At 62.8% G+C, this 19,645-nt stretch carries 17 protein-coding genes and 1 tRNA gene; 13 read left to right on the forward strand and 5 right to left on the reverse strand.

The window, feature by feature from the left end; all coding sequences use genetic code 11:
• Positions 1-34 precede the first annotated feature (34 nt).
• The gene (locus M2342_RS07465; RefSeq protein ID WP_181559302.1) at positions 35-226 is read right to left on the reverse strand and encodes a hypothetical protein; all 192 of its coding nucleotides are present in this window, start codon (positions 224-226) and stop codon (positions 35-37) included.
• A gap of 129 nt (positions 227-355) precedes the next feature.
• On the opposite strand from M2342_RS07465, the gene M2342_RS07470 reads away from it, so the two are divergent.
• From M2342_RS07470 to clpX, 6 genes are all read left to right on the forward strand, one after another.
• Positions 356-440: transfer RNA gene (locus M2342_RS07470), tRNA-Leu, on the forward strand.
• Positions 441-508: 68 nt separating this feature from the next.
• Positions 509-2,095 carry a trigger factor gene (gene tig, locus M2342_RS07475; RefSeq protein ID WP_264578628.1) on the forward strand — a complete coding sequence of 529 codons (1,587 nt, stop codon included), beginning with the start codon at positions 509-511 and terminating at the stop codon, positions 2,093-2,095.
• A gap of 174 nt (positions 2,096-2,269) precedes the next feature.
• Positions 2,270-3,226 carry a glycosyltransferase family 2 protein gene (locus tag M2342_RS07480; RefSeq protein WP_264578629.1) on the forward strand — a complete coding sequence of 319 codons (957 nt, stop codon included), beginning with the start codon at positions 2,270-2,272 and terminating at the stop codon, positions 3,224-3,226.
• A 70-nt stretch (positions 3,227-3,296) separates the two neighbouring features.
• Complete coding sequence (locus tag M2342_RS07485; RefSeq protein WP_264578630.1) at positions 3,297-4,490, forward strand: acyltransferase family protein; 1,194 nt, start codon at positions 3,297-3,299, stop codon at positions 4,488-4,490.
• 11 nt (positions 4,491-4,501) lie between these two features.
• Complete coding sequence (clpP, locus tag M2342_RS07490; RefSeq protein WP_181559305.1) at positions 4,502-5,134, forward strand: ATP-dependent Clp endopeptidase proteolytic subunit ClpP; 633 nt, start codon at positions 4,502-4,504, stop codon at positions 5,132-5,134.
• 349 nt (positions 5,135-5,483) lie between these two features.
• Entirely contained in the window at positions 5,484-6,752 is a 1,269-nt protein-coding gene (clpX, locus tag M2342_RS07495; RefSeq protein ID WP_181559306.1) for an ATP-dependent Clp protease ATP-binding subunit ClpX, read from the forward strand.
• Between the two features lie 85 nt (positions 6,753-6,837).
• Here clpX and M2342_RS07500 read toward each other — a convergent pair whose 3' ends face one another.
• From M2342_RS07500 to M2342_RS07510, 3 genes are all read right to left on the reverse strand, one after another.
• Positions 6,838-7,326: a DUF3237 domain-containing protein gene (locus M2342_RS07500; protein WP_181559307.1), complete on the reverse strand. Its 489-nt coding sequence runs from the start codon at positions 7,324-7,326 to the stop codon at positions 6,838-6,840.
• 94 nt (positions 7,327-7,420) lie between these two features.
• A complete protein-coding gene (locus tag M2342_RS07505) occupies positions 7,421-7,912 on the reverse strand; it encodes a DUF3237 domain-containing protein (RefSeq protein WP_181559308.1) in 492 nt (163 codons plus the stop codon).
• A 28-nt stretch (positions 7,913-7,940) separates the two neighbouring features.
• On the reverse strand, positions 7,941-8,339 hold the full coding sequence (locus tag M2342_RS07510; protein ID WP_181559309.1) for a nuclear transport factor 2 family protein: 399 nt from the start codon (positions 8,337-8,339) through the stop codon (positions 7,941-7,943).
• 261 nt (positions 8,340-8,600) lie between these two features.
• Here M2342_RS07510 and M2342_RS07515 point away from each other — a divergent pair, with 261 nt between their 5' ends.
• The 6 genes from M2342_RS07515 (at position 8,601) to M2342_RS07540 (ending at position 14,987) form a co-directional block, all read left to right on the forward strand.
• Complete coding sequence (locus M2342_RS07515) at positions 8,601-9,518, forward strand: MarR family winged helix-turn-helix transcriptional regulator (RefSeq protein WP_264578631.1); 918 nt, start codon at positions 8,601-8,603, stop codon at positions 9,516-9,518.
• A gap of 74 nt (positions 9,519-9,592) precedes the next feature.
• Entirely contained in the window at positions 9,593-11,056 is a 1,464-nt protein-coding gene (locus tag M2342_RS07520; RefSeq protein ID WP_264578632.1) for an aldehyde dehydrogenase family protein, read from the forward strand.
• 1 nt (position 11,057) lies between these two features.
• On the forward strand, positions 11,058-11,564 hold the full coding sequence (locus tag M2342_RS07525; protein ID WP_181559312.1) for a nuclear transport factor 2 family protein: 507 nt from the start codon (positions 11,058-11,060) through the stop codon (positions 11,562-11,564).
• The gene (locus M2342_RS07530; protein ID WP_264578633.1) at positions 11,564-12,664 is read left to right on the forward strand and encodes an NAD(P)-dependent alcohol dehydrogenase; all 1,101 of its coding nucleotides are present in this window, start codon (positions 11,564-11,566) and stop codon (positions 12,662-12,664) included. The genes M2342_RS07525 and M2342_RS07530 overlap by 1 nt, the downstream gene beginning before the upstream one ends.
• Entirely contained in the window at positions 12,661-13,509 is an 849-nt protein-coding gene (locus M2342_RS07535; protein WP_264578634.1) for an alpha/beta hydrolase, read from the forward strand. Before M2342_RS07530 ends, M2342_RS07535 begins: the two co-directional genes overlap by 4 nt.
• A gap of 23 nt (positions 13,510-13,532) precedes the next feature.
• Complete coding sequence (locus M2342_RS07540; protein WP_264578635.1) at positions 13,533-14,987, forward strand: carotenoid oxygenase family protein; 1,455 nt, start codon at positions 13,533-13,535, stop codon at positions 14,985-14,987.
• Positions 14,988-15,112: 125 nt separating this feature from the next.
• On the opposite strand, the gene M2342_RS07545 is transcribed toward M2342_RS07540, so the two are convergent.
• Positions 15,113-16,471, reverse strand: coding sequence for an MFS transporter (locus M2342_RS07545; RefSeq protein WP_264578636.1), 1,359 nt, complete (start codon positions 16,469-16,471; stop codon positions 15,113-15,115).
• Between the two features lie 644 nt (positions 16,472-17,115).
• Here M2342_RS07545 and M2342_RS07550 point away from each other — a divergent pair.
• Positions 17,116-19,629, forward strand: coding sequence for a TonB-dependent receptor (locus tag M2342_RS07550; RefSeq protein ID WP_264578637.1), 2,514 nt, complete (start codon positions 17,116-17,118; stop codon positions 19,627-19,629).
• Positions 19,630-19,645 lie beyond the last annotated feature (16 nt).

Here is a 19,645-nt window from a genome sequence, read left to right on the forward strand (position 1 = left end):
AGGCGGGCCGGGATGCTGAGATCAGTAGCTCAGATCAGTCTGGCGGCGGCGCGATGGACGGCAGTTCGTCGGGGCCGCGGCCGGGTTCATCGATATTGGGCGTTTCCGGCGCGATTTCCGGCGGTTCGCGAAACGGCGTCTCGTCCGGCGATTCCATGGGCGGAAGCTCGTCCGGTGACTGCGGGGTGATGGTATCGGGGGGCGGAATTTCCGGCTGGCTGGCCATGGCTTTGCGTCCTTTCGTTGCCCTTTTCAACGGGCGGGACAGGTGATCGTTCCGGATCGACACGGCAAGGCGCGCACAGCCTTGCCCTTTCCCAGGCTTTGCACTATGGCCCGCCGACCGGCGACCGATGCGGGCGTGGCGAAACTGGTAGACGCGCCAGATTTAGGTTCTGGTATCGCAAGATGTGGGGGTTCGAGTCCCTTCGCCCGCACCAGTTGCGCAGCCTGGCCCCGGTCGTTCCAAGAGATTTCATCCTAGCCTGGAAAGCGTCGAGTTAGAGATATGCAGATTGTCGAGACATTGAATGAGGGCCTCAAGCGCGCCTATACGCTGACCGTCACGGCCAAGGACATCGACGCCCGCGTCGAAGAGGAAGTGAAGTCGATTGCGCCGCAGGTGCGGATGCCCGGTTTCCGGCCCGGCAAGGTGCCTGCCAACCTCGTCCGCAAGATGCACGGCCCGGCCCTGCAGCGCGAGGCGCTGGACAAGTCCATCCGTGAGGGCGTCGAGAAGGTCATCGCCGAGAACAGGCTGCGTCCCGCGATGCAGCCGAGCGTCGAGCTGACCGCCGATTATGAGGACGGCAAGGATGCCGAGGTCAAGGTCGCTCTGGAAATCCTGCCGGAGGTTCCCGCGCCCAAGATCGAGGGCATCAAGCTGGAGCGGCTCGTCGTCGATGTGACCGACGAGCAGATCGACGAGGCGGTTGGCCGTCTCGCCGCGCAGAGCCAGCGTTATGAGGACGCCCCCAAGACCGCCAGGGCGAAGGAAGGCGACCAGGTCGTCATGGATTTCGTCGGCAAGGTCGACGGCGTGCCGTTCGAGGGCGGCACCGGTTCGGACATGGCGATCGCCATCGGCTCGGGCAATCTGATCCCCGGCTTCGAGGATCAGCTGGTCGGCGTGAAGACCGGCGACGAGAAGACCATCAACGTGACCTTCCCCGCCGAATATGGCTCCAAGGAGCTGGCCGGCAAGGATGCGACGTTCGATCTCGTCATCAAGGCGGTCAAGAACCCCGTCGAGAAGCCCGCTGACGACGAGTTCGCCAAGCAGCTCGGTCTCGAGAGCCTCGAGAAGCTGCGCGAGCTGTTCAAGGCGCAGATCGAGCAGGAGCACGGCAATCTGACGCGCACCTACATGAAGCGCCAGTTGCTCGATCAGCTGGCTGCCGGCCATGATTTCGAGGTGCCCCCGGGCATGGTCGAGGCCGAGTTCGGCCAGATCTGGCAGCAGCTTGAGCATGAAGCCGGTCACGAGGAAGATCCCGAGGCGGCGCTCAAGGAAATGGAAGCCGACCGCGACGATTATCGCAAGATCGCCGAGCGTCGCGTCCGTCTGGGCCTGCTCCTCTCGGAAATCGGTCAGGCCAATGGCGTCGAGATCACGCAGGCGGAAATGAACCGCCTCGTGGCCCAGGCCGCGCAGCAATATGCCCCGCAGGACCGCGAGCGGTTCGTCGAATATGTCCGCAACGAGCCGATGGCCGCCGCACAGCTGCGTGCCCCGCTCTATGAGGACAAGGTCGTCGACTATCTCTTCGAGAAGGCCGATGTGAGCGAACGCACGGTTGCGCGCGCCGATCTGGAAGCGGCGATCGAAAGCGAAGAGGGCGGTCACGTCCACGGACCGGATTGCGGCCACGATCACAGCCACGACGCCAAGCCGGCCAAGAAGGCTGCCGCCAAGAAGCCGGCTGCGAAGAAGGCTGATGCCGAGGCTGAGGCTGCTCCGGCAGAAGAGGCCAAGGCCCCTGCCAAGAAGGCTCCGGCCAAGAAGGCCGCTGCTGCCAAGGCCGACGAGGGCGAGGCGGCTGAGAAGCCGGCCAAGAAGCCCGCTGCCAAGAAGGCCAAGACTGCCGAGGCCTGAGACCTGACTGCAGATCGCATGAACTGATCAGAAGCGAGCCGGAGCGGGATGCCGTTCCGGCTCGCTTTTTCTTTGGATGCATGGCGGCGGGCTCGTGCAGAAGGTGCCGCCGGGCGCTGGGGTCGCAAAAGACCATTGCAACCATGCGATCTGTTGCCATAAGCCCGCAGTCCCATGCATCCAGACCCGTCCAGCCCGATGACAGGCGTGCGCATCGCCGTCCTGCTGCCTTGTTATAACGAGGCGGTCGCCATCGGGCAGACCGTTACCGCGTTCGCGCAGGCCTTGCCGCAGGCAGCCATCTACGTGTTCGACAATAACAGTTCCGATGATAGCGTCGCCGTGGCGCGCGCCGCCGGGGCGATCGTCTACAGCGTGCGGCAGCAAGGGAAGGGCCATGTCGTGCGGCGGATGTTCGCGGACGTCGATGCGGACATCTACGTGCTCGCCGATGGCGATGCGACCTATGATGCGAGCGCGGCGCCGGCGCTGGTCAGCGCGATGCTGGACGGGCCGCTCGACATGGTCGTCGGCGCCCGCAAGTCGGAGGTGGAGGCGGCTTACCGTCCGGGGCACCGGCTCGGCAATCTGCTGCTCACCGGGCTGCTGCGGCAGCTTTTCGGGCGCAGTTTCACCGATATCCTCTCAGGCTATCGGGTGTTCTCCCGGCGGTTCGTCAAGAGCTTTCCGATCCTATCGGAGGGCTTCGAGATCGAAACGGAGATGTCTGTCCACGCCCTCGAACTACGCATGCCGGTGGGCGAGGTGATGACGGCCTATGCGGCGCGGGCGGAAGGTTCGCTCTCCAAGCTCAACACCTTCCGCGACGGCTGGCGCATCCTGCGCACGATGATCCAGCTCTATCGCGTGGAGCGGCCCTTGTGGTTCTTCGGTTTCATTGCGCTGGTGATCGCGCTGGTTGCCGGGCTGATGGGCGTGCCGGTCATCCTGACCTATCTGGAGACGGGGCTTGTGCCCCGCTTCCCGACCCTCATCACCATTGTGGGGATGGGCGTCCTGTCCGCCCTGTGCCTGCTCACCGGTCTCATTCTCGACACAGTGACGCGCGGCCGGCAGGAAATGAAGCGCCTTGCCTATCTGGCGCATACCGCGCCGGGGATGGCGCGTTAAATTTCATTAACCCAGTTGATCATGAATAATTGAGTCCATAAACTTTCCCGACAGGCTCGGGGGGGCAGGTATGGAGGGGGTTGGTTCAGCGCCGCATCGCTATGAGGTGCTTGATAGCTTGCGCGGCATTTGCGCGTGCATGGTCCTCCTTCTGCATGTGAAGACGCAGGGAAGGATTTCGAACGCAGCGCTGGTTGAGCATGCGTCTCTTTTTGTCGATTTCTTTTTCGTGCTGTCCGGCTTTGTCATCGGCGCGAGCTACGGGAAGAGGCTCGTGGGCGGCTATTCCGTCGGTCATTTCATGCGCAAGCGGATCGCCCGCGTCTATCCACTGCATTTTGCCATGCTGGCCTGCTTCGTCTTGTTCGAGCTTTGTCTCCTCATCTTCGGTGGGGATAGGTTAGGCAGGCCGGCCTTCGAGGGCTTACAGTCGCCCAAGAATCTGATCGACGCCCTGCTGTTGATCCAGATTTTCCCGGGCGGCGATCCGACAGCGTGGAATTTCCCCAGCTGGTCGATCGCAGCGGAAGTCTGGATTTATCTGGTCTTTGCGTTGGTTCTGCGAACCGCTGGGCGTCACTTGGTGCCAATTTGTCTGGGCATTGCGGTCGCCGTTCCGTTGCTGCTCCTTAGCCAGCCGGATTTCAGTCCGGTCATGTACCAGAACGCGCTGCTGCGTTGCGCGATGGGCTTTGCGCTCGGCCTCGTCGGTTGGCGCTGCATGAATCGGATCAAGGCGATGCAGCTTCCAGCTTGGACTGATCATGGACTTGAGCTGGTGACGGCGATTGCGCTGGTAGCATTCATATCCTGCCTGGGAGGAGGGAGGCTGTCCGTTCTGTCACCCTTTCTCTTTTTAATCGCGGTACTCGTGTTCGGGCGTGAGAAAGGCGTGGTGAGCGACTGCTTGAAAAGGCCCAAGGTGGTAGAGATCGGAGCACTCTCCTATTCGATCTACCTTATCCACATCTTTCTATATTACCGCCTGCTCAACTTGTTATCGGTCATCGAGCGTCATGTCGCTGTCGATCTGGTGGTCGATACGCAGACCGGGAAAGCCATCGGCGGCGGGGTCTGGATCGGCGATGGGATCAGCATCCTCTTTCTGATCTTCGTCATGGGCTGTGCCTCTCTGAGCCGGCGACTGATCGAAGGGCCTGGGCGCGCGCTTTTCGAAACGTACCTGTCCGCACCCGGTGCCCAGCCTGCGCATCTTGAAGTCAGTGCCCAAACGTCCGATGTAGTGGCCGCAGACGGCCAGTAAGAAAGAGAATCATGACCGATAATTTTGATCCGCTCGGGGCACTTGTTCCTATCGTTATCGAACAGTCCAATCGCGGCGAGCGCAGCTTCGATATCTACTCGCGCCTGTTGCGGGAGCGGATCATTTTCGTGACCGGCCAGGTCGAGGATCACATGGCCTCGCTGATCGTTGCCCAGCTGCTGTTTCTGGAATCGGAAAATCCGAAGAAGGACATCTGGATGTACATCAACTCGCCGGGCGGCGTGGTGACGAGCGGCATGGCGATCCACGACACCATGCAATATATCCGCCCCAAGGTCGGCACGGTGTGCATCGGCCAGGCCGCATCGATGGGCAGCTTCCTGCTCGCGGCGGGCGAGCCGGGCATGCGCTTTGCGCTCAGCAACGCGCGGATCATGATCCACCAGCCGTCTGGCGGCGCGCAGGGCATGGCGTCTGATATCGAGATCCAGGCCAAGGAAATCCTTCGTATCCGCCGTCGCCTGAACGATCTGTACGTGAAGTACACCGGCCAGCCGCTGGAGAAGATCGAGGCCGCCATGGATCGCGACACCTTCCTGGAAGCGGAAGAAGCGCTCGCGTTCGGCCTTGTGGACAAGGTGTACGACAAGCGTCCCGGCACCAGCGAAGAAACGCCGGCTTGATAGGGTCGGGCCGGCCGCTCACGCGGTCGGCCTTTGCATCCCGGCGGCGCCGTGCATCGTCGCCGGACTTTGGGCTGTGCCGTGGTCGAGTGAGCGGCCAGCTTGTTTCCGCCGCTAAAATCTCTCTGTTCGCAGCCTGGCCGGGGCTGGCCAGCATCTCCCATTGCAAAGCCGGACCAGCCCTCCCATCTTCTTTCCATTATGGCTTTTGAGCCGGCAATGTCTGGTTTACGCTATTTGGCGACATTTTCGGCACTTGTGATGCTGCAAGAAGCCGGTCTAGGATGACCGACGGAAAGAGCATCTGGGCAATTGGCGCGAGACGGCGCCAGACCAAGGAAGAGATTGAATGACAAAGCTCACAGGATCGGATTCGAAGAGCACGCTCTACTGCTCGTTCTGCGGAAAGTCGCAGCACGAAGTGCGTAAGCTCATCGCCGGCCCAACCGTGTTCATCTGCGATGAATGCGTCGAATTGTGCAACGATATCATTCGTGAAGAGACCAAGGGTGGTTTGGTCGGCCGCAAGGAAGGCGGCGTGCCGACGCCCCAGCAGATTTGCGATGTGCTGAGCGATTATGTGATCGGCCAGCAGCGCGCCAAGCGCGTGCTCTCGGTGGCTGTGCACAATCACTACAAGCGGCTCGAGCATGGCGGCAAGGCTGGCGATGTCGAGCTGGCCAAGTCCAACATCCTGCTGATCGGCCCGACGGGTTGCGGTAAGACGCTGCTCGCGCAGACGCTGGCCAAGACGTTCGACGTGCCGTTCACCATGGCGGATGCGACGACGCTGACCGAAGCCGGCTATGTCGGTGAGGATGTCGAGAACATCATCCTCAAGCTGCTCCAGGCGTCGGACTATAATGTCGAGAAGGCGCAGCGCGGCATCGTGTATATCGACGAGATCGACAAGATCAGCCGCAAGGCGGAGAATCCCTCCATCACCCGCGACGTGTCGGGCGAGGGCGTGCAGCAGGCGCTGCTCAAGCTGATGGAAGGCACGACCGCGTCGGTGCCGCCGCAGGGCGGCCGCAAGCATCCGCAGCAGGAATTCCTGCAGGTGGACACGACGAACATCCTGTTCATCGCGGGCGGTGCCTTTGCAGGGCTGGAAAAGATCATCGGCGACCGGCTTGAGGGCAAGTCGATCGGCTTCGGCGCGCATGTCGCGGCACCGGATGAACGGCGTACCGGTCAGCTGCTGAAGCAGACCGAGCCGGAAGATCTGCTCAAATTCGGCCTTATCCCCGAGTTTGTCGGTCGTCTGCCGGTCATCGCGACGCTGGAAGATCTCGACATCGCCGCGCTGGTGCAGATCCTCACCGAGCCCAAGAACGCGCTGGTGAAGCAGTATCGCAAGCTGTTCGAGCTGGAAGATGTCGAGCTGACGTTCACGGACGAAGCGCTGACGGCGATTGCTCAGCGCGCCATCGAGCGCAAGACCGGCGCGCGTGGTCTGCGGTCGATCATCGAGGCGATCCTGCTCGACACCATGTTCGATCTGCCGACGATGGAAGGCGTGACCGAAGTCGTGGTGGACAAGGATGTGGTGGAGGGCCGTAAGGACCCCGTCCGCGTCTTCGGTGCGGAAAAGCGCCAGGCGGGTGACGCGGCCTGATCGGATAATCTGACCGGCATGAAAAACGCCGCCGCCGGGGCCTGAGGGCTCCAGCGGCGGCGTTTTCGCTTGTTTAGTCAAATGCTCAGTCGAGTGTCTGCTTCACCGCATAATATGTGAAGATGGAGTGATCGGGATTGGACCGGCGGCTGCCGGTGCCGATGATCAGCGTCTTGCCCATCCAGTCATGCGGGCCCTCGGGCACCACGAATGTGGGCGAGAAGCAGAAATAGGCCGGTTGCGGCGTGCCGTCATCCAGTCGCGCCTCGCCCGGCTTGGCCGGGATGAGATAGCCATTGTTGTTGATGTAAATCTTGGTGCCGTCATCGGCCTGCAGCATATAGTGCGACTTGATGACGATGGTGCCGTCGCCCCGCACGGTGGCGTAATCGGCACCGCTGTCCGGGATGATGATGCCGGACAGGCGCGGGCCGTAGATCGTGCCGCTGGCGCAGGGCGTGTAGCCCTGATAGCCGCCGCCCGGCAGCGGGCCGACCGTGCAGCGTTCGGGGCGGAAATTCACCCGCATCTCGAACACATATTCGAGATGGGCGGGGACTTGCGGATCGTTCATCGCATGCTCTCCTCTTGGCTGGATAAGGCACTGCCGCCGCCCTGCGGAAAGTGCAAGGCGGCGGCAGCTGGATTTCTTTGGAAGGCGTCAGCCGTCAGAGCAGCATGAAATAGTGGATGCGGTTGGCCTTCGGGATCTTCTCGGCAACGCCGACGAAGATGTGCTTGCCCAGCCATTCGTGCGGGCCTTCCGGCACGTCGAACTTGGGGCTCACCCGCATATAATATTCTTCCGGTCCCACATCTTCGTTGCGGGCCATGCGCTCCATCGCGTCACCTTCGGCCCAGCGATAGCCGCGGCTCTGCAGATAGATCGGCGTGCCGTCATCGGCTTCCAGCATGTAGCGCGCGTCGAAATCGATCACGCCATTGGGGCGGGACAGCGGATAGTCGCCGCCGCTCATCGGGATGACCCGGCCGCGAATGCGGGGGCCCTCGAAGGTGCCTTGGGCCGCCCACACGGCAGCGCGGGTCGCGCCCATGCTGGTGGGGGAAATCCACACCGCCGGTGTCAGGTCGATCGACACCGTGAAGGCGAATTCGAACTTCGGCGCGAAGGGATGGGGGGCAATCTCGGGCGTTACCATGAAGTGCAATCTCCTTTTTCGATGACTATCAAACAGCAGCTGTGGCAGGCAGCGTCTTGTACCGCGCGCCGAGAATCTGCGCGAACTTGCCGTCGCGCAGATAATAGAAGCCAAGGCTCTCGATGTTGAGGGTCTGGCCCTTCATCAAGGGGCCGGCGATGAAGTCGGGCCAGTCTTCCAGGCCATAGAATTCGGTGCGAACATGGCAGGCGAGGGTGCCCGGACCGGCCGCGACGGCGAGAATGTCGAGCGTTTCGCGGACCTTGGACTTCACGTCGCGGTAGAAATCCAGAATGGCGGAACGTCCTATGATCTGGCGCTTCTCGCCCAGGTTGAACACCACGTCATCGCAATAATAGCGGCCGAAACCTTCGAAATCGTTCGCATTGAAGCGGGCGATGTAGTCGGCATAGTCGTCCTCGGTCATCCTGCGCTCCAAGAAAATTCTTGTTGTTGATTCTTCAACAGCTAAGCGGGTGGCCGCTTGGGTTCAACTGAAAAACGTCGACCCATTCGACCGATATGCTTGCCAAGCCCCGGAATCTGGCCGATTGTTGCGCATGATAACATTGCCCATCACGGGGTCCGCCTGTTTGTGACGATGCCTGCAAAACAAATTGCCATTGCTGCACCTGAGATTGATTGTGCCGTAGAAAGACCGCGTGTTCCGCTCGATCAGGTCATGCGGGTGTTCCTGCGCAAGCCGGGGTTTCTGCTCAACCGCATCGATCAGATCGCCAATGCCCTGTATGGATCGGTGGCCTGCGGGGGCGAGACTTTATCGCAAGCGGAAATGATGCTGGCGATTGCCGAGCGTCCGGGGAGCGACCAGGTTCGCCTCGCGCGGGCCTGCGGCAGCGACACGTCGACCACGGCGATCGTGCTGCAAAACCTTGAACTGACGGGCCTCATTGCCCGCCAACAAGATGAGCGGGATCGGCGGCGCAGCCTGCCGGTGCTGACGGCGGCCGGGGAAGCGCGCATGGACGAAATCCGGTCGTCCTTCGCCCAGCTTCAGGCGTTGCTGCTCGATCCGCTGAGCGATGATGAGCGCGCGGTGGCCATGGCGCAGCTCTCCAGCCTGGTGGAGGCCGGCAATGATGGTGCGCCGCGGTGGGACAGGCAGGACTCCTATCTGACCAATGTGCCCAGCATGTTGTTCCGCCGCGCGCTGCAGATTCTCCATGCGCATTTCAGTGAGCAGGTCGCGCCGATGGCGGTGACCCTGCGCCAGTTCTCCGCGATGGTGATTCTGGATCTGCATGGCGGCCTGAGTCAGGTCGAGTTCGCGCGGGTCTACGGGCTTGATCCCTCGACCTGCGCGATCGTTCTCAAGAAGCTGGCCCAGCGGGGGTGGTTGCAGGCAGTGCCGTCTCCGCAGGATCGTCGCAAGACGCTATATTTCGTCACCGATGAGGGCCGGCACCAGATCGACCGCCTCCAGGCCAGCGCGGATGCGACGGAAGATGCGGTGCGATCCAACATATCGGCGCGCGCCTTCGAAGCGCTGCTCCCGCCCTTGCAATCCGTGGTGCGCGCGCACTCGGCGATCCTGCGCTATCCGGGCTTTTTCCCTTGGGATCATGAACCGCCGCAATCCTGTTGATTGCGCGTTCAACATCGATATACAACGACGTCTGACTAATTGAGGCGAGTCTCTCGCCTTTGGGGAGGACGTTCATGGCGGATATCGAACGGCGCAGCGTGCCCGTGCACAACCCACGCAGCGGCGCGATCGACTTTATGATGGAAATTGCGACGGCGGAGGACGTAGCGGCGAAGGCCGACCGTCTCCGGCGCAACCAGCAGGCTTGGGCTGCCAAGCCGCTCGCCGAGCGCATCGGCGTCATGCAGCGCTGGCTGGGCGAGGTCGCCAAGCGCGCCAGCGCCATCGCCGAGGCTGATGCGATCGATACGGGCGGGTGCCACACCTCCTATCTCCAGGGCTTCATCACCATGGGCAATATCGGCGGCTGGATCGAGGACGCGCAGGCCGCGCTCGATGCGGCGAGCTATACCGGCCCCTCCAAGGCCATGCCGCAGGTGGAGGTGCGCACGCAGTTCGTGCCCTATCCGCTGGTCGGCGTGATCGGCCCCTGGAACGCGCCGATGATGCTGGTGCTGCTCGATGCCATTCCCGCCCTGTTCGCAGGTTGCGCTGTGCTCATCAAACCCTCGGAAGTGACGCCGCGCTGGGTAGAGCCGCTGTTCGAGGCCGTGGCGCAGGTGCCGGAACTGGCCGGCGTGTTCGATTATGTTCAGGGCGATGGCGAGACGGGCCGCGCGATCATCGATGCGGTGGATCTGCTCTGCTTCACCGGCAGCGTGCCGACCGGCCGCAAGATCGCCGTGCAGTGCGCCGAGCGCCTGATCCCCTGCTATCTGGAACTGGGCGGCAAGGACCCTGTGATCGTCACGGAGACCGCCGATCTGGAGCGGGCGACCACAGCCGTCCTGCGCGGCGCGGTTCATGCCAATGGCATGGTCTGCTTCTCGGTCGAGCGCATTTATGTCGCCGAGGCCATCCACGATGCGTTCGTCGCGCTGCTGGTCGAGAAAGCGCAGAAGGTCCGCCTCAACAGCGACGATCCGCGCGCCGGGCATCTCCATCCCTTCACCTTCGCGCCGCAGGCGCAGATCGTCGAACGGCATATCGCGGACGCTGTCGAGAAGGGGGCGAAGGTCCTCACCGGCGGGGCGGTCGAGCAGATCGACGGCGGGCTCTACATGCGCCCGACCGTGCTGACCGGCGTCACCCATGACATGCTAGTCATGCGGGACGAAACCTTCGGGCCGATCCTGCCGGTCATGCCGTTCAAGACGGTAGAAGAGGCGATTGCCCTCGCCAACGACACCATTTTCGGCCTTACGGCGAACGTCGTCGCCGGAAGCCCGGAAGAAGCGATGGCGATCGGCCTGCAGATCAATGCCGGCTCCGTGTTCATGCAGGATACCTTCCTGACCTTCGCCAAGAACCGCACGGTCGGCAGCAATGCCTTTGGCGCGTCCGGCGTGGGCGGGGGCTCGCGCACCGGCCCGGAGGCGATCCTGCGCTATGTGCGCCGCAAGGCTCTGCTCACCAATCATGGCGAGCCGGCCGATATCCAGAACGATCACCATCTTGGAAAACCGGGAGGACACTGACATGGCATGGGAACTGAGCGCACTCGACCGGCTCGAAATTCAGGAGCTTTATTCGCGCTACGCCTGGGGCATCGACCTCGCCGATGAAGAGACGGCGATGTCGACCTTCGCGCAGGACGCCTGGTTCGATCATCTCTGGCAGGGCCGGGTGCAGGGCCATGAGGCGATCCTGGAGAATCTGCGCTCGCTTTGGAACGACCGGCAGAGCTGGTGGTACGGGCGCCAGCACATCATGAACACGCTGATCATGGACCCACGCCCGGAGCAGGGCGAGGTGGACGTGCGCTGTTTCTTCCAGATCCTCCAGTTCCAGACCGATTACCACACCAACTTCGTGTTCGGCATCGGCACACGGCAGGACCATGTGACCAAGAAGGAAGGCGTGTGGCGGTTCCAGTCGCTGCACGTCAACGCCTGGACCGCCGCCGATCAGGTGCCGTGGAAAGGCGAGATCCTGCTCAAGAAAAAGCCGAGCCATCAGGCTCCGCCGGTCGCGGGGAAGAAGTGATGCAGATCACCGCTGCCGTCAGTCGCGGCAATCAGCCGGCGCCGGTGCTTGAAACGCTGGAGCTGGAAGCGCCGCGCGCGGGCGAGATGCTCGTGCGCATGGCCGCGGTCGGCATCTGCCACACCGATCTGCATGAGCATCCCGGCCGTCACGCGCCGCATCCCATCGTGCTGGGTCATGAGGGCGCGGGCGTGGTCGAGGCGCTGGGTGAGGGCGTGCGCGGGTTCGCCGTGGGCGACCATGTGCTCCTCTCGGGCAGCAGCTGCGGCGTGTGCCCCAGTTGCGTGGCCGGACGTCCGACCTATTGCGATCTGGCGATGCCGATGAACTTCGGCGGCAAGCGCCTCGATGGCTCGACGGCGCTGGCGTGCGGGGATGAGCGCATCCACTCGCATTTCTTCGGCCAGTCTTCGTTCGCGACGCACAGCATCGTGCCGGAGCGCACGGCGGTGAAGGTGGACAAGGATATTCCGCTGGAACTGCTGGCCCCGCTCGGCTGCGGAGTCATCACTGGCGCCGGATCGGTGATCGAGGCGCTGAAGGTGGGGGCAGGGGATACCATCGCCATCTTCGGGGTCGGTGGCGTCGGCCTCTCTGCGGTGATGGCCGCCAAGCTGGTGGGCGCGAAGCGGATCGTCGCGGTGGACATCAACCCAGGCCGGCTTGAGCTTGCGCGCGAACTGGGCGCGACCGATGCGATCCGCTCGGACGGCGAGGACGTCGCCAAGCAGATCCGCGCGGTTACCGGTCGCGGCGTGGATTTCACCTTCAACACCACCACCGTGCCGGCCGTCCACACCATGGCACTGGAATGCCTCGCCATGAACGGGACCGCCGGCTTCGTCGCGGCGCCTCGGGGGGAATGGGCGCCCGCCATGTTCCCCATGCTCGCGGGTGGCAAGCAGTTGCGCGGCATCCTCGGCGGCGACGCCAATCCGCGCACCTTCCTGCCGATGCTGATCGATTACTGGCGGCAAGGACGCTTCCCGTTCGATCGGCTGATCGAGACCTACGCCTTCGATGAGATCGGCAAGGCGTTTCATGATTGTGAGGCGGGCACGGTGATCAAGCCGGTGCTCAAGGTTGGAGATGCTGCATGACCCCCGAAATCCGCAAACAGCTTGAAGCGTTCGGCACGGAACTGACCCCGGACATGATGGGCGGCACGCAGGGAATCTACCGCGCCCTGCAGCCGGGCTTGCCGGCGGGCGCCAAGGTGACGCGCGACCATCAATATGGTCCCGATGCGCGCAATCGGCTGGATATCTTCACGCGGGACGGGCTTTCCGGCGCGCCGGTGCTGGTGTTCGTCCATGGCGGCGGCTTCGTGATGGGCGACAAGACCACCGAAGGCTCGCCCTTTTACGACAATATCGGCAGCTTCGCCGTGGATGAGGGCTATGTCGGCGTCACCATGACCTACCGGCTCGCCCCTGCCGCCACCTGGCCGGCCGGCGGCGAGGACGTGGCCAATGCCGTCATCTGGCTGCGCGAGAATGTGGCGCAATTCGGCGGCGATCCGGACCGCATCTTCGTGATGGGGCAGTCGGCGGGCGCGGTGCACGTGGCCGATTGCGTCGCGCGCTTCTCCCCACAGATCGCCGGCGCGCTGATGTGCTCGGGAATTTACGACGTGGCCGCGGCCGAGCCGAACCAGTTCCAGAAATCCTATTATGGCGAGGACCCGGCCGGCTGGGCGCAGGCGTCCACCGTGGCCGGCCTGCTCACCAGCAAGATCCCGCTATTCTTCTCGGTCTGCGAGTTCGATCCGGTGCCGTTCCAGCAGCAGGCCGCGAGCCTGGCTGCCCGCTACGCCATAACCAACAAGGCCTTTCCAAGGCTGCATTGGCTGGGAGGCCACAACCACCTGTCACCTGTGCTCGAGATCGGGACGCCAGACAGCGACCTTGAGCATCACATCATGAACTTCATCGCCACCGTCTGAGGCAGATTCTTCAGGAGGACCCCATGGTCGAACCCATTCAATTTCCGGACGTCGAGCTCTATCGCGGCTGGGGCGAGCCGATGCGCGCCAATATCGAGTTGCGCGGGCTGGAGCTGATCTCCGGCGCCATCCCCGATGGGCTGGAAGGCGGCCTGTACCGCGTCGGTGCCGACCGGCAATATCCCTCCGGCCGCACCGATGACATCTTCATCGATGGCGAAGGCCAGATGCACATGATCCGCTTCAAGGACAATCAGGCGGATTATGTCGTCAAATGGGTCGAGACGGATCGCTACAAGGCGCAGAAAGCCGCCCGTCGCGGGCTCTTCGGCAGCTACCGCAACCGCTATACGGCCGATGAAAGCGCGAAGGACATCCATCTCGGCACGGCCAACACCACGGCGATGTTCCATGCCGGCCATCTCTATGCGTTGAAGGAAGATGACCTCCCTTACGAGATCGACCCCGACACGCTGGAAACAAAGGGCCGCGTGGACTTCGACGGACAGATATTGTCCGAGACGTTTACGGCGCATCCGAAGGTGGACCCGATCACCAACGAACTGCTGGCGTTCGGCTATCAGGCCAAGGGCGATGCGACCAAGGATTTCGTGTTCTACGTCTTCGGGCCGGATCGCAAGATCAAGACCGAGATCTGGTTCGAGATGCCCTATGCAGCCTGCGTCCATGATTTCGCGATCACGGATGAATGGGTGGTCGTGCCGTTCTTCCCGCTCATCACCGATCTCGACGTGGTGAAGCAGGGCGGGCCTTATTATCAGTGGCATCCCGATCAGCCTGTGCATGTCGCGCTGGTGCCGCGTTATGGCAAGGCGGAGGATATTCGCTGGTTCAAGGGGCCAACCGGCAGCGCCGGTCACATGATGAATGCCTATCGCGAGGGCACGAAGGTCCACCTCGACCTGTGCTATTATGATGGCAATTGCTTCCCCTTCTTTACCACGCCGCACGGCGAGGAAACAGCGCCGGTTCCGCCTTTCCTGACGCGCATGACGTTCGACCTCGCCAGCAATGAGGACAGCTTCACCACGCAGCGTCTGCTGAACATTCCGGGCGAGATGCCGCGCACGGACGATCGCTATCAGGGGCGGCCCTATCGCTATGGCTTCCTGCTCGCACGCGCACAGGATGGATCGAGCGGCACGGCGCGGTTCGACAACCAGACAGGCGAGTTCCAGATCTGGAAGCCGGGCCCGGGCGATAGCGTGCAGGAGGCGCAGTTCGTGCCGCGCACGCCGGATGCGCCGGAAGGCGATGGATGGCTGCTCGTGCTGGTCGCACGTGGTGCGAAGAATCGTAGCGATCTGGCCATTCTCGACGCGCAGAATCTGGCGGCTGGGCCGGTTGCGCTGCTCAAGCTGCCCGTCCGCGTTCGCTCGACCTTCCACGGCACCTGGGTGCCGGAGGAGACGCTCAAGAGCGGCCAGTATAATATGAAGCTCAGCTCGGCAGCCTGATCGCTTACACCTATCGGCTGACCGGTTTCCTGTAGACCGGGCGGACCTCAAACAGAAAGGGCGGCCCTCGCATCATAGCGAGGCCGCCCTTTTCCTTGTCGCCCGACAACCGTCGAGCGCGTATATCAATGCGCGAGCGTGACGGGCTCTCTATCCTTCGCCTCTTCCTGGCGGCGGATATAGGCGAGGGCGAACATCAAGATCGCGGTGCCAAGCGGCAGCGCTGCCGTCAGCGCGAGGGTGAGTTGCAGCGAGTAGTGCTGGGCGAGTGCGAAGCCGCCGGCAATCGGCGCCACGATGCCGCCAATGCGCCCGGCGCCACCGGCCCAGCCCAATGCCGTGCTGCGCATCCGGGGCGGATAGACTTGGGCGATCATCGTGTTGAGGCCGGACTGTCCGCCGGTCTGGAAGAACTGCCAGGTGAGCAGCGCGACCACGAAGAAGGCGGAGTAGAAGGGCACCCAGCCCAGCAGGTTGATGGTCACGGCCAGCATGACATAGAAGCAGGCGATGAGCAGGGCAGGGCGCATCCGGTCCATCAGCCAGCCGATGGAGAGCGTGCCCGCGACCCCGCCGAGATAGCCGATCATGGCGACCTTCGCGAAATCCTGGATGGGGACGCCCGCCATTTCGAGGAAGAAGGTCGGCATCCAGGCGCTAAGCAGGGCCGTGTTGGTCATGCTGAGGGTGCAGGCAGCCCAGACCAGTGCCGTCATGGTCAGGCGACCCTCGGAGAACACGTCGGACAGCTTGGCCTTGCGCCCCTTGGCGCCACCGCTCTCGATCACGAACAGTTCGTCGCCCCGCAGGTCGACATTGCGGTCGATCTTGCGGATCGTGGTCGCGATCCGCTGGTCGGACGGGTTGCGCTCGGCCCGGAACTTGAGCGATTCCGGCACGATCAGGAAGAGCAGCACCGCGCAGGTAATCGGCACAAGGCCGCCGATCCAGAAGCCGCTTTCCCAGCCATAGCTGTCCAGCAGCCACGCCGCGACGACGCCGCTGGCGGCACTGCCGGTCGAGAAGCCGACAAGCGCCAGAGAGATCAGCGTCGAGCGTTTGCGTTTGGGGGTCAGCTCGGAGATCAGCGCCATGGCCATGGGCAGGCCCGCCGCCATGAACACGCCGGCAATGCCGCGCAGAACAGCCAGTTGCGTGAGCGTCTGGGCATGGATGCTGCCGATGGTGATCGTGCCGAAGATGAGGCAGGAGACCGTGAGCATGAACCGCCGTCCGAACCGGTCCGCCAGCGGGGCGATGCTGAAGGCGCCAATGGCGAGGCCGATCTGCTGGTAGACGAATACCTTGGTCATTGCCTCGGAGGTCTCTCCGAAATCCGCAGCGATGGCTGGCGCGATCTTACCGATCATGAAGATATCGAACCCGTCGATGAAGCAAACCAGAACGCAGACGAGCAGCGCCATGATCTGGGTGGCGCTGATCCGCGACCGATCGATGAAGTCTTCGACGTCAAACCTGTTCATATTCAGCCATCCCGCATCCATCCGGCCGACCAGCCGGGCTTTTTATCGGATCGCACCAAAACACGGTGTTGATGGGGAATCAACATCCTTATAGAGCAAAGTTGCAGATTAGCGGTTGTGACGGGCGGCGATGTCGCCCATGGGCGCCGCGTAAGAGCGGGCGCGACGCGGTTTCGACGGGATCGGAACAAGGGGCGCCATCGGTCCGCAGGCAATGGCCCATCGTGGCATGGATGCGACACTTTCTGACAAAGTCATCAGTATTTCCTGCTCGATGAGAAATTTTCTTGTTTTCTCATCGGTAGTCTCCCAATGGCGCAGGCTGGAGTATCGGGCAAAGTCAATATCTCGGAGTATTGGCGATGCTCGGCTGGTCTTATGCCAGCGGGAGAAGGATGCAATACAGGCGAAGCCCGGTGGCTTCGATCAGGCCCCTCATCGTGCCTGATCGGCTCACAGGCAAAGGCGATCTCGTTCGTCTTGGCGCATAAGTCCACTCCCTGCTGATCACTCCAATAACGCGGTGAAGCTGCGTGGTGTCCTCGCCTGTTCGCGGGCGGCGCTGTCTCCGGGCGGCGCGGGGATGCGGCGAGGCATTCACCCATCGATCAATGGGCCTGCGCCCGCGTTTTGGGAGATTTGGAATGTCGTTTTCGTTGAGGAACAAGCTTCTGGGGATGGCGGGTGCGTCCGTCTTTGCCATGAGCATCGCAGCGCCCGCACAGGCGCAGGACGATGCCGCTGCCCAGGCGCAGCCCCAGCGCGCCGGTGTCGAAGAGATCGTCGTGACCGCGACGCGCTCGGCCACCAACCTGCAGGAAACGCCGCTGGCCATCACCGCCGTAACCGCTAATGCGCTGACCGATCGGGCGATCAACAACATTCAGGACGTTGCGGCCATCGTGCCGAACGCCAGCTTTGCGGCAGCGAACGCCTCTTTTGGCCGCGCCGTGCAGGCCTATATCCGCGGCATCGGCCAGTATGACTTCAATCTGGCGTTCGAGCCGGGCGTGGCCTTTTATGTCGATGACCAATATTATGCGCTGCTCGCCGGCTCGACCTTCGATCTGCTCGACCTTGAGCGCGTCGAAGTGCTGCGCGGCCCGCAGGGCACGGTGTTCGGCCGCAACGCCATTGGTGGCGCCGTCAACCTGATCTCCAAGGCACCTGACGCGACGCCTTCGGCCTATGTCGAAGCGACCGTGGGCAGCTACAACCGCACCGACCTGCGCGCCGGCTTTAACGTGCCGCTGTCTGAGAACCTCTTCTTCCGCGTTTCGGGCGTGTCGAAGAAGCGCAAGGGCTACCAGAAGCTGCTCGACTTCCGTTGCGATATGGTGCGTCAGGGCACGCCTGGCCTCGCCGGCAGGTTCCCCTCGCTCGATCCCTCGGACGGCTTCCTCTCCGGCGCCTCGCAGACCGATTGCGAACTGGGCCGCTATGGCGGTGAAAGCGTCGTCGCCCTGCGCGGCGCGCTGCGTTACGCCGGCACCGGCATCGACCTGACGCTCTCGGCGGACTACACCAACGATGATTCCCCGGCGGTGGCGAACAAGCAGCTCCGCATCGTGCCGAGCGCAGCCACGCAGGCGCTTGATGCGGCCGTTTATCAGCCGCTTTGGGGGGTCAGCTATGACAGCCGCTTCCTCACGAACAGCCCTTACACCACCTATGCCACCTATTGCGATCCGATCCCGGCTGGTACCAACATCGCCGGCACTTATTATAACGGTGGGTCGGACCGTGGCGGCCAGTGCTTCGATCGCAAGGCTGTGATCGAGAATTACGGCTTCAGCGGCAAGGCCGTGGTCGATCTGACGCAGGACCTGACGCTCACCGTGCTGGGCAGCTATCGCAATGTCTTCACGACGGCCATCAACGATACCGACGGGTCGCCGCTGAGCCTGCAGACCACCAAGTCCATCATCACGCATGAGCAGTGGACGGTCGAACCGCGCCTCAACTACACCAGCCCGTTGTTCGATGTGACCGCCGGTCTGTTCTACTACAAGGGCAAGGGCCTCACGACGTCCAACGTCTCGATTCCGTTCCTCAACTTCCAGCAGAACGCCCGCATCAGCGTGGATAGCGAAGCCAAGGCGGCTTATGCCCAGGCGCAGGTTCGTCCGCTCGATCGCCTGCAGCTCACCGCTGGCCTGCGCTACTCGGAAGATACCAAGGACACGCTTTTCAATAACGGCCAGGGCGGCATCATTCGCCCCGTGCTCGTCAAGGACGACCGCATCGATTACCGCTTCGGCGCGGATTACAAGCTGACCGATTCCGTGATGGTCTATGGCTCGATCGCTTCGGGCTATCGTCCCGGTGCGTTCAACCCGCGTCCGTTCCAGGCCTCGCAGCTCGTGCCTGTCGCGGCCGAGGAAATGGTCGCCTACGAACTCGGCTTCAAGGGTGACTTCTTCGACCGTCGCCTGCGCCTGAACGTGGCCGGCTTCTATTCGGACTACTCCTCGCGCATCGTCTCGCAGAGCGGTTCGGAATGCATCAACAACGGCACGACCGGTGTCTGCACGCTCGCCGGGACGCAGGTCGATCCGGCTGTCACGGGTGGGAATGAACTGTGCCGTGCCTATAATCCGGCCACGGACGGTGCGGTCAACCTGGCGCAGGGCATTGGCGTGGCTTGCATTTCCAAGACCAACTACGTCAATTCGCCTGGTAAGGTGAAGGGCTTCGAGGTCGAGCTGGAGGCCCGTCCGGTCGATGGCCTGACGTTCAACCTCGCGGGCGGTTACACGCACTTCGATGCGCCGGAACTGCGCAACGATCCGCTCGTGGTGAACCAGACGCCGGTCTATGTGCCGCAGTGGACGGGGTCGGCTGGCATCCAGTACGAGATCCCGGTCGAGCAGCTGGGTGGCTCCATCACGCCGCGGATCGACGGCTTCTATCAGTCGAAGATCTCGTTCAACTCGCGCAGCCCGATCGCCCAGATCCCCGGCCGCGCCGTGTTCAACGGGCGGATCAGCTACCAGAACGATGCGGGCGACCTGACCGTGGCGGTCGGTGCGACCAACCTGTTCAACAAGCAGTATTACTACAACATCTTCGATCTGGTGCCCTTCGGCCAGCCCACCACGGAAGCCCAGCCGGGCCGTCCCCGCGAGTGGTATCTCTCGGTGCGCAAGAGCTTCTGACGCGCCTGACAGCGTC

Source organism: Sphingobium sp. B8D3A, from assembly GCF_025961995.1.
Taxonomy (GTDB): Bacteria; Pseudomonadota; Alphaproteobacteria; order Sphingomonadales; family Sphingomonadaceae; genus Sphingobium.

Excerpts from the sequence above, each read along its gene's own strand:
- M2342_RS07465 (WP_181559302.1), bottom strand. The coding sequence starts at position 226 with ATGGCCAGCCAGCCGGAAATTCCGCCCCCCGATACCATCACCCCGCAG.
- tig (WP_264578628.1), top strand. The coding sequence starts at position 509 with ATGCAGATTGTCGAGACATTGAATGAGGGCCTCAAGCGCGCCTATACG.
- M2342_RS07480 (WP_264578629.1), top strand. The coding sequence starts at position 2,270 with ATGCATCCAGACCCGTCCAGCCCGATGACAGGCGTGCGCATCGCCGTC.
- M2342_RS07485 (WP_264578630.1), top strand. The coding sequence starts at position 3,297 with ATGGAGGGGGTTGGTTCAGCGCCGCATCGCTATGAGGTGCTTGATAGC.
- clpP (WP_181559305.1), top strand. The coding sequence starts at position 4,502 with ATGACCGATAATTTTGATCCGCTCGGGGCACTTGTTCCTATCGTTATC.
- clpX (WP_181559306.1), top strand. The coding sequence starts at position 5,484 with ATGACAAAGCTCACAGGATCGGATTCGAAGAGCACGCTCTACTGCTCG.
- M2342_RS07500 (WP_181559307.1), bottom strand. The coding sequence starts at position 7,326 with ATGAACGATCCGCAAGTCCCCGCCCATCTCGAATATGTGTTCGAGATG.
- M2342_RS07505 (WP_181559308.1), bottom strand. The coding sequence starts at position 7,912 with ATGGTAACGCCCGAGATTGCCCCCCATCCCTTCGCGCCGAAGTTCGAA.
- M2342_RS07510 (WP_181559309.1), bottom strand. The coding sequence starts at position 8,339 with ATGACCGAGGACGACTATGCCGACTACATCGCCCGCTTCAATGCGAAC.
- M2342_RS07520 (WP_264578632.1), top strand. The coding sequence starts at position 9,593 with ATGGCGGATATCGAACGGCGCAGCGTGCCCGTGCACAACCCACGCAGC.
- M2342_RS07525 (WP_181559312.1), top strand. The coding sequence starts at position 11,058 with ATGGCATGGGAACTGAGCGCACTCGACCGGCTCGAAATTCAGGAGCTT.
- M2342_RS07530 (WP_264578633.1), top strand. The coding sequence starts at position 11,564 with ATGCAGATCACCGCTGCCGTCAGTCGCGGCAATCAGCCGGCGCCGGTG.
- M2342_RS07535 (WP_264578634.1), top strand. The coding sequence starts at position 12,661 with ATGACCCCCGAAATCCGCAAACAGCTTGAAGCGTTCGGCACGGAACTG.
- M2342_RS07540 (WP_264578635.1), top strand. The coding sequence starts at position 13,533 with ATGGTCGAACCCATTCAATTTCCGGACGTCGAGCTCTATCGCGGCTGG.
- M2342_RS07545 (WP_264578636.1), bottom strand. The coding sequence starts at position 16,471 with ATGAACAGGTTTGACGTCGAAGACTTCATCGATCGGTCGCGGATCAGC.
- M2342_RS07550 (WP_264578637.1), top strand. The coding sequence starts at position 17,116 with ATGTCGTTTTCGTTGAGGAACAAGCTTCTGGGGATGGCGGGTGCGTCC.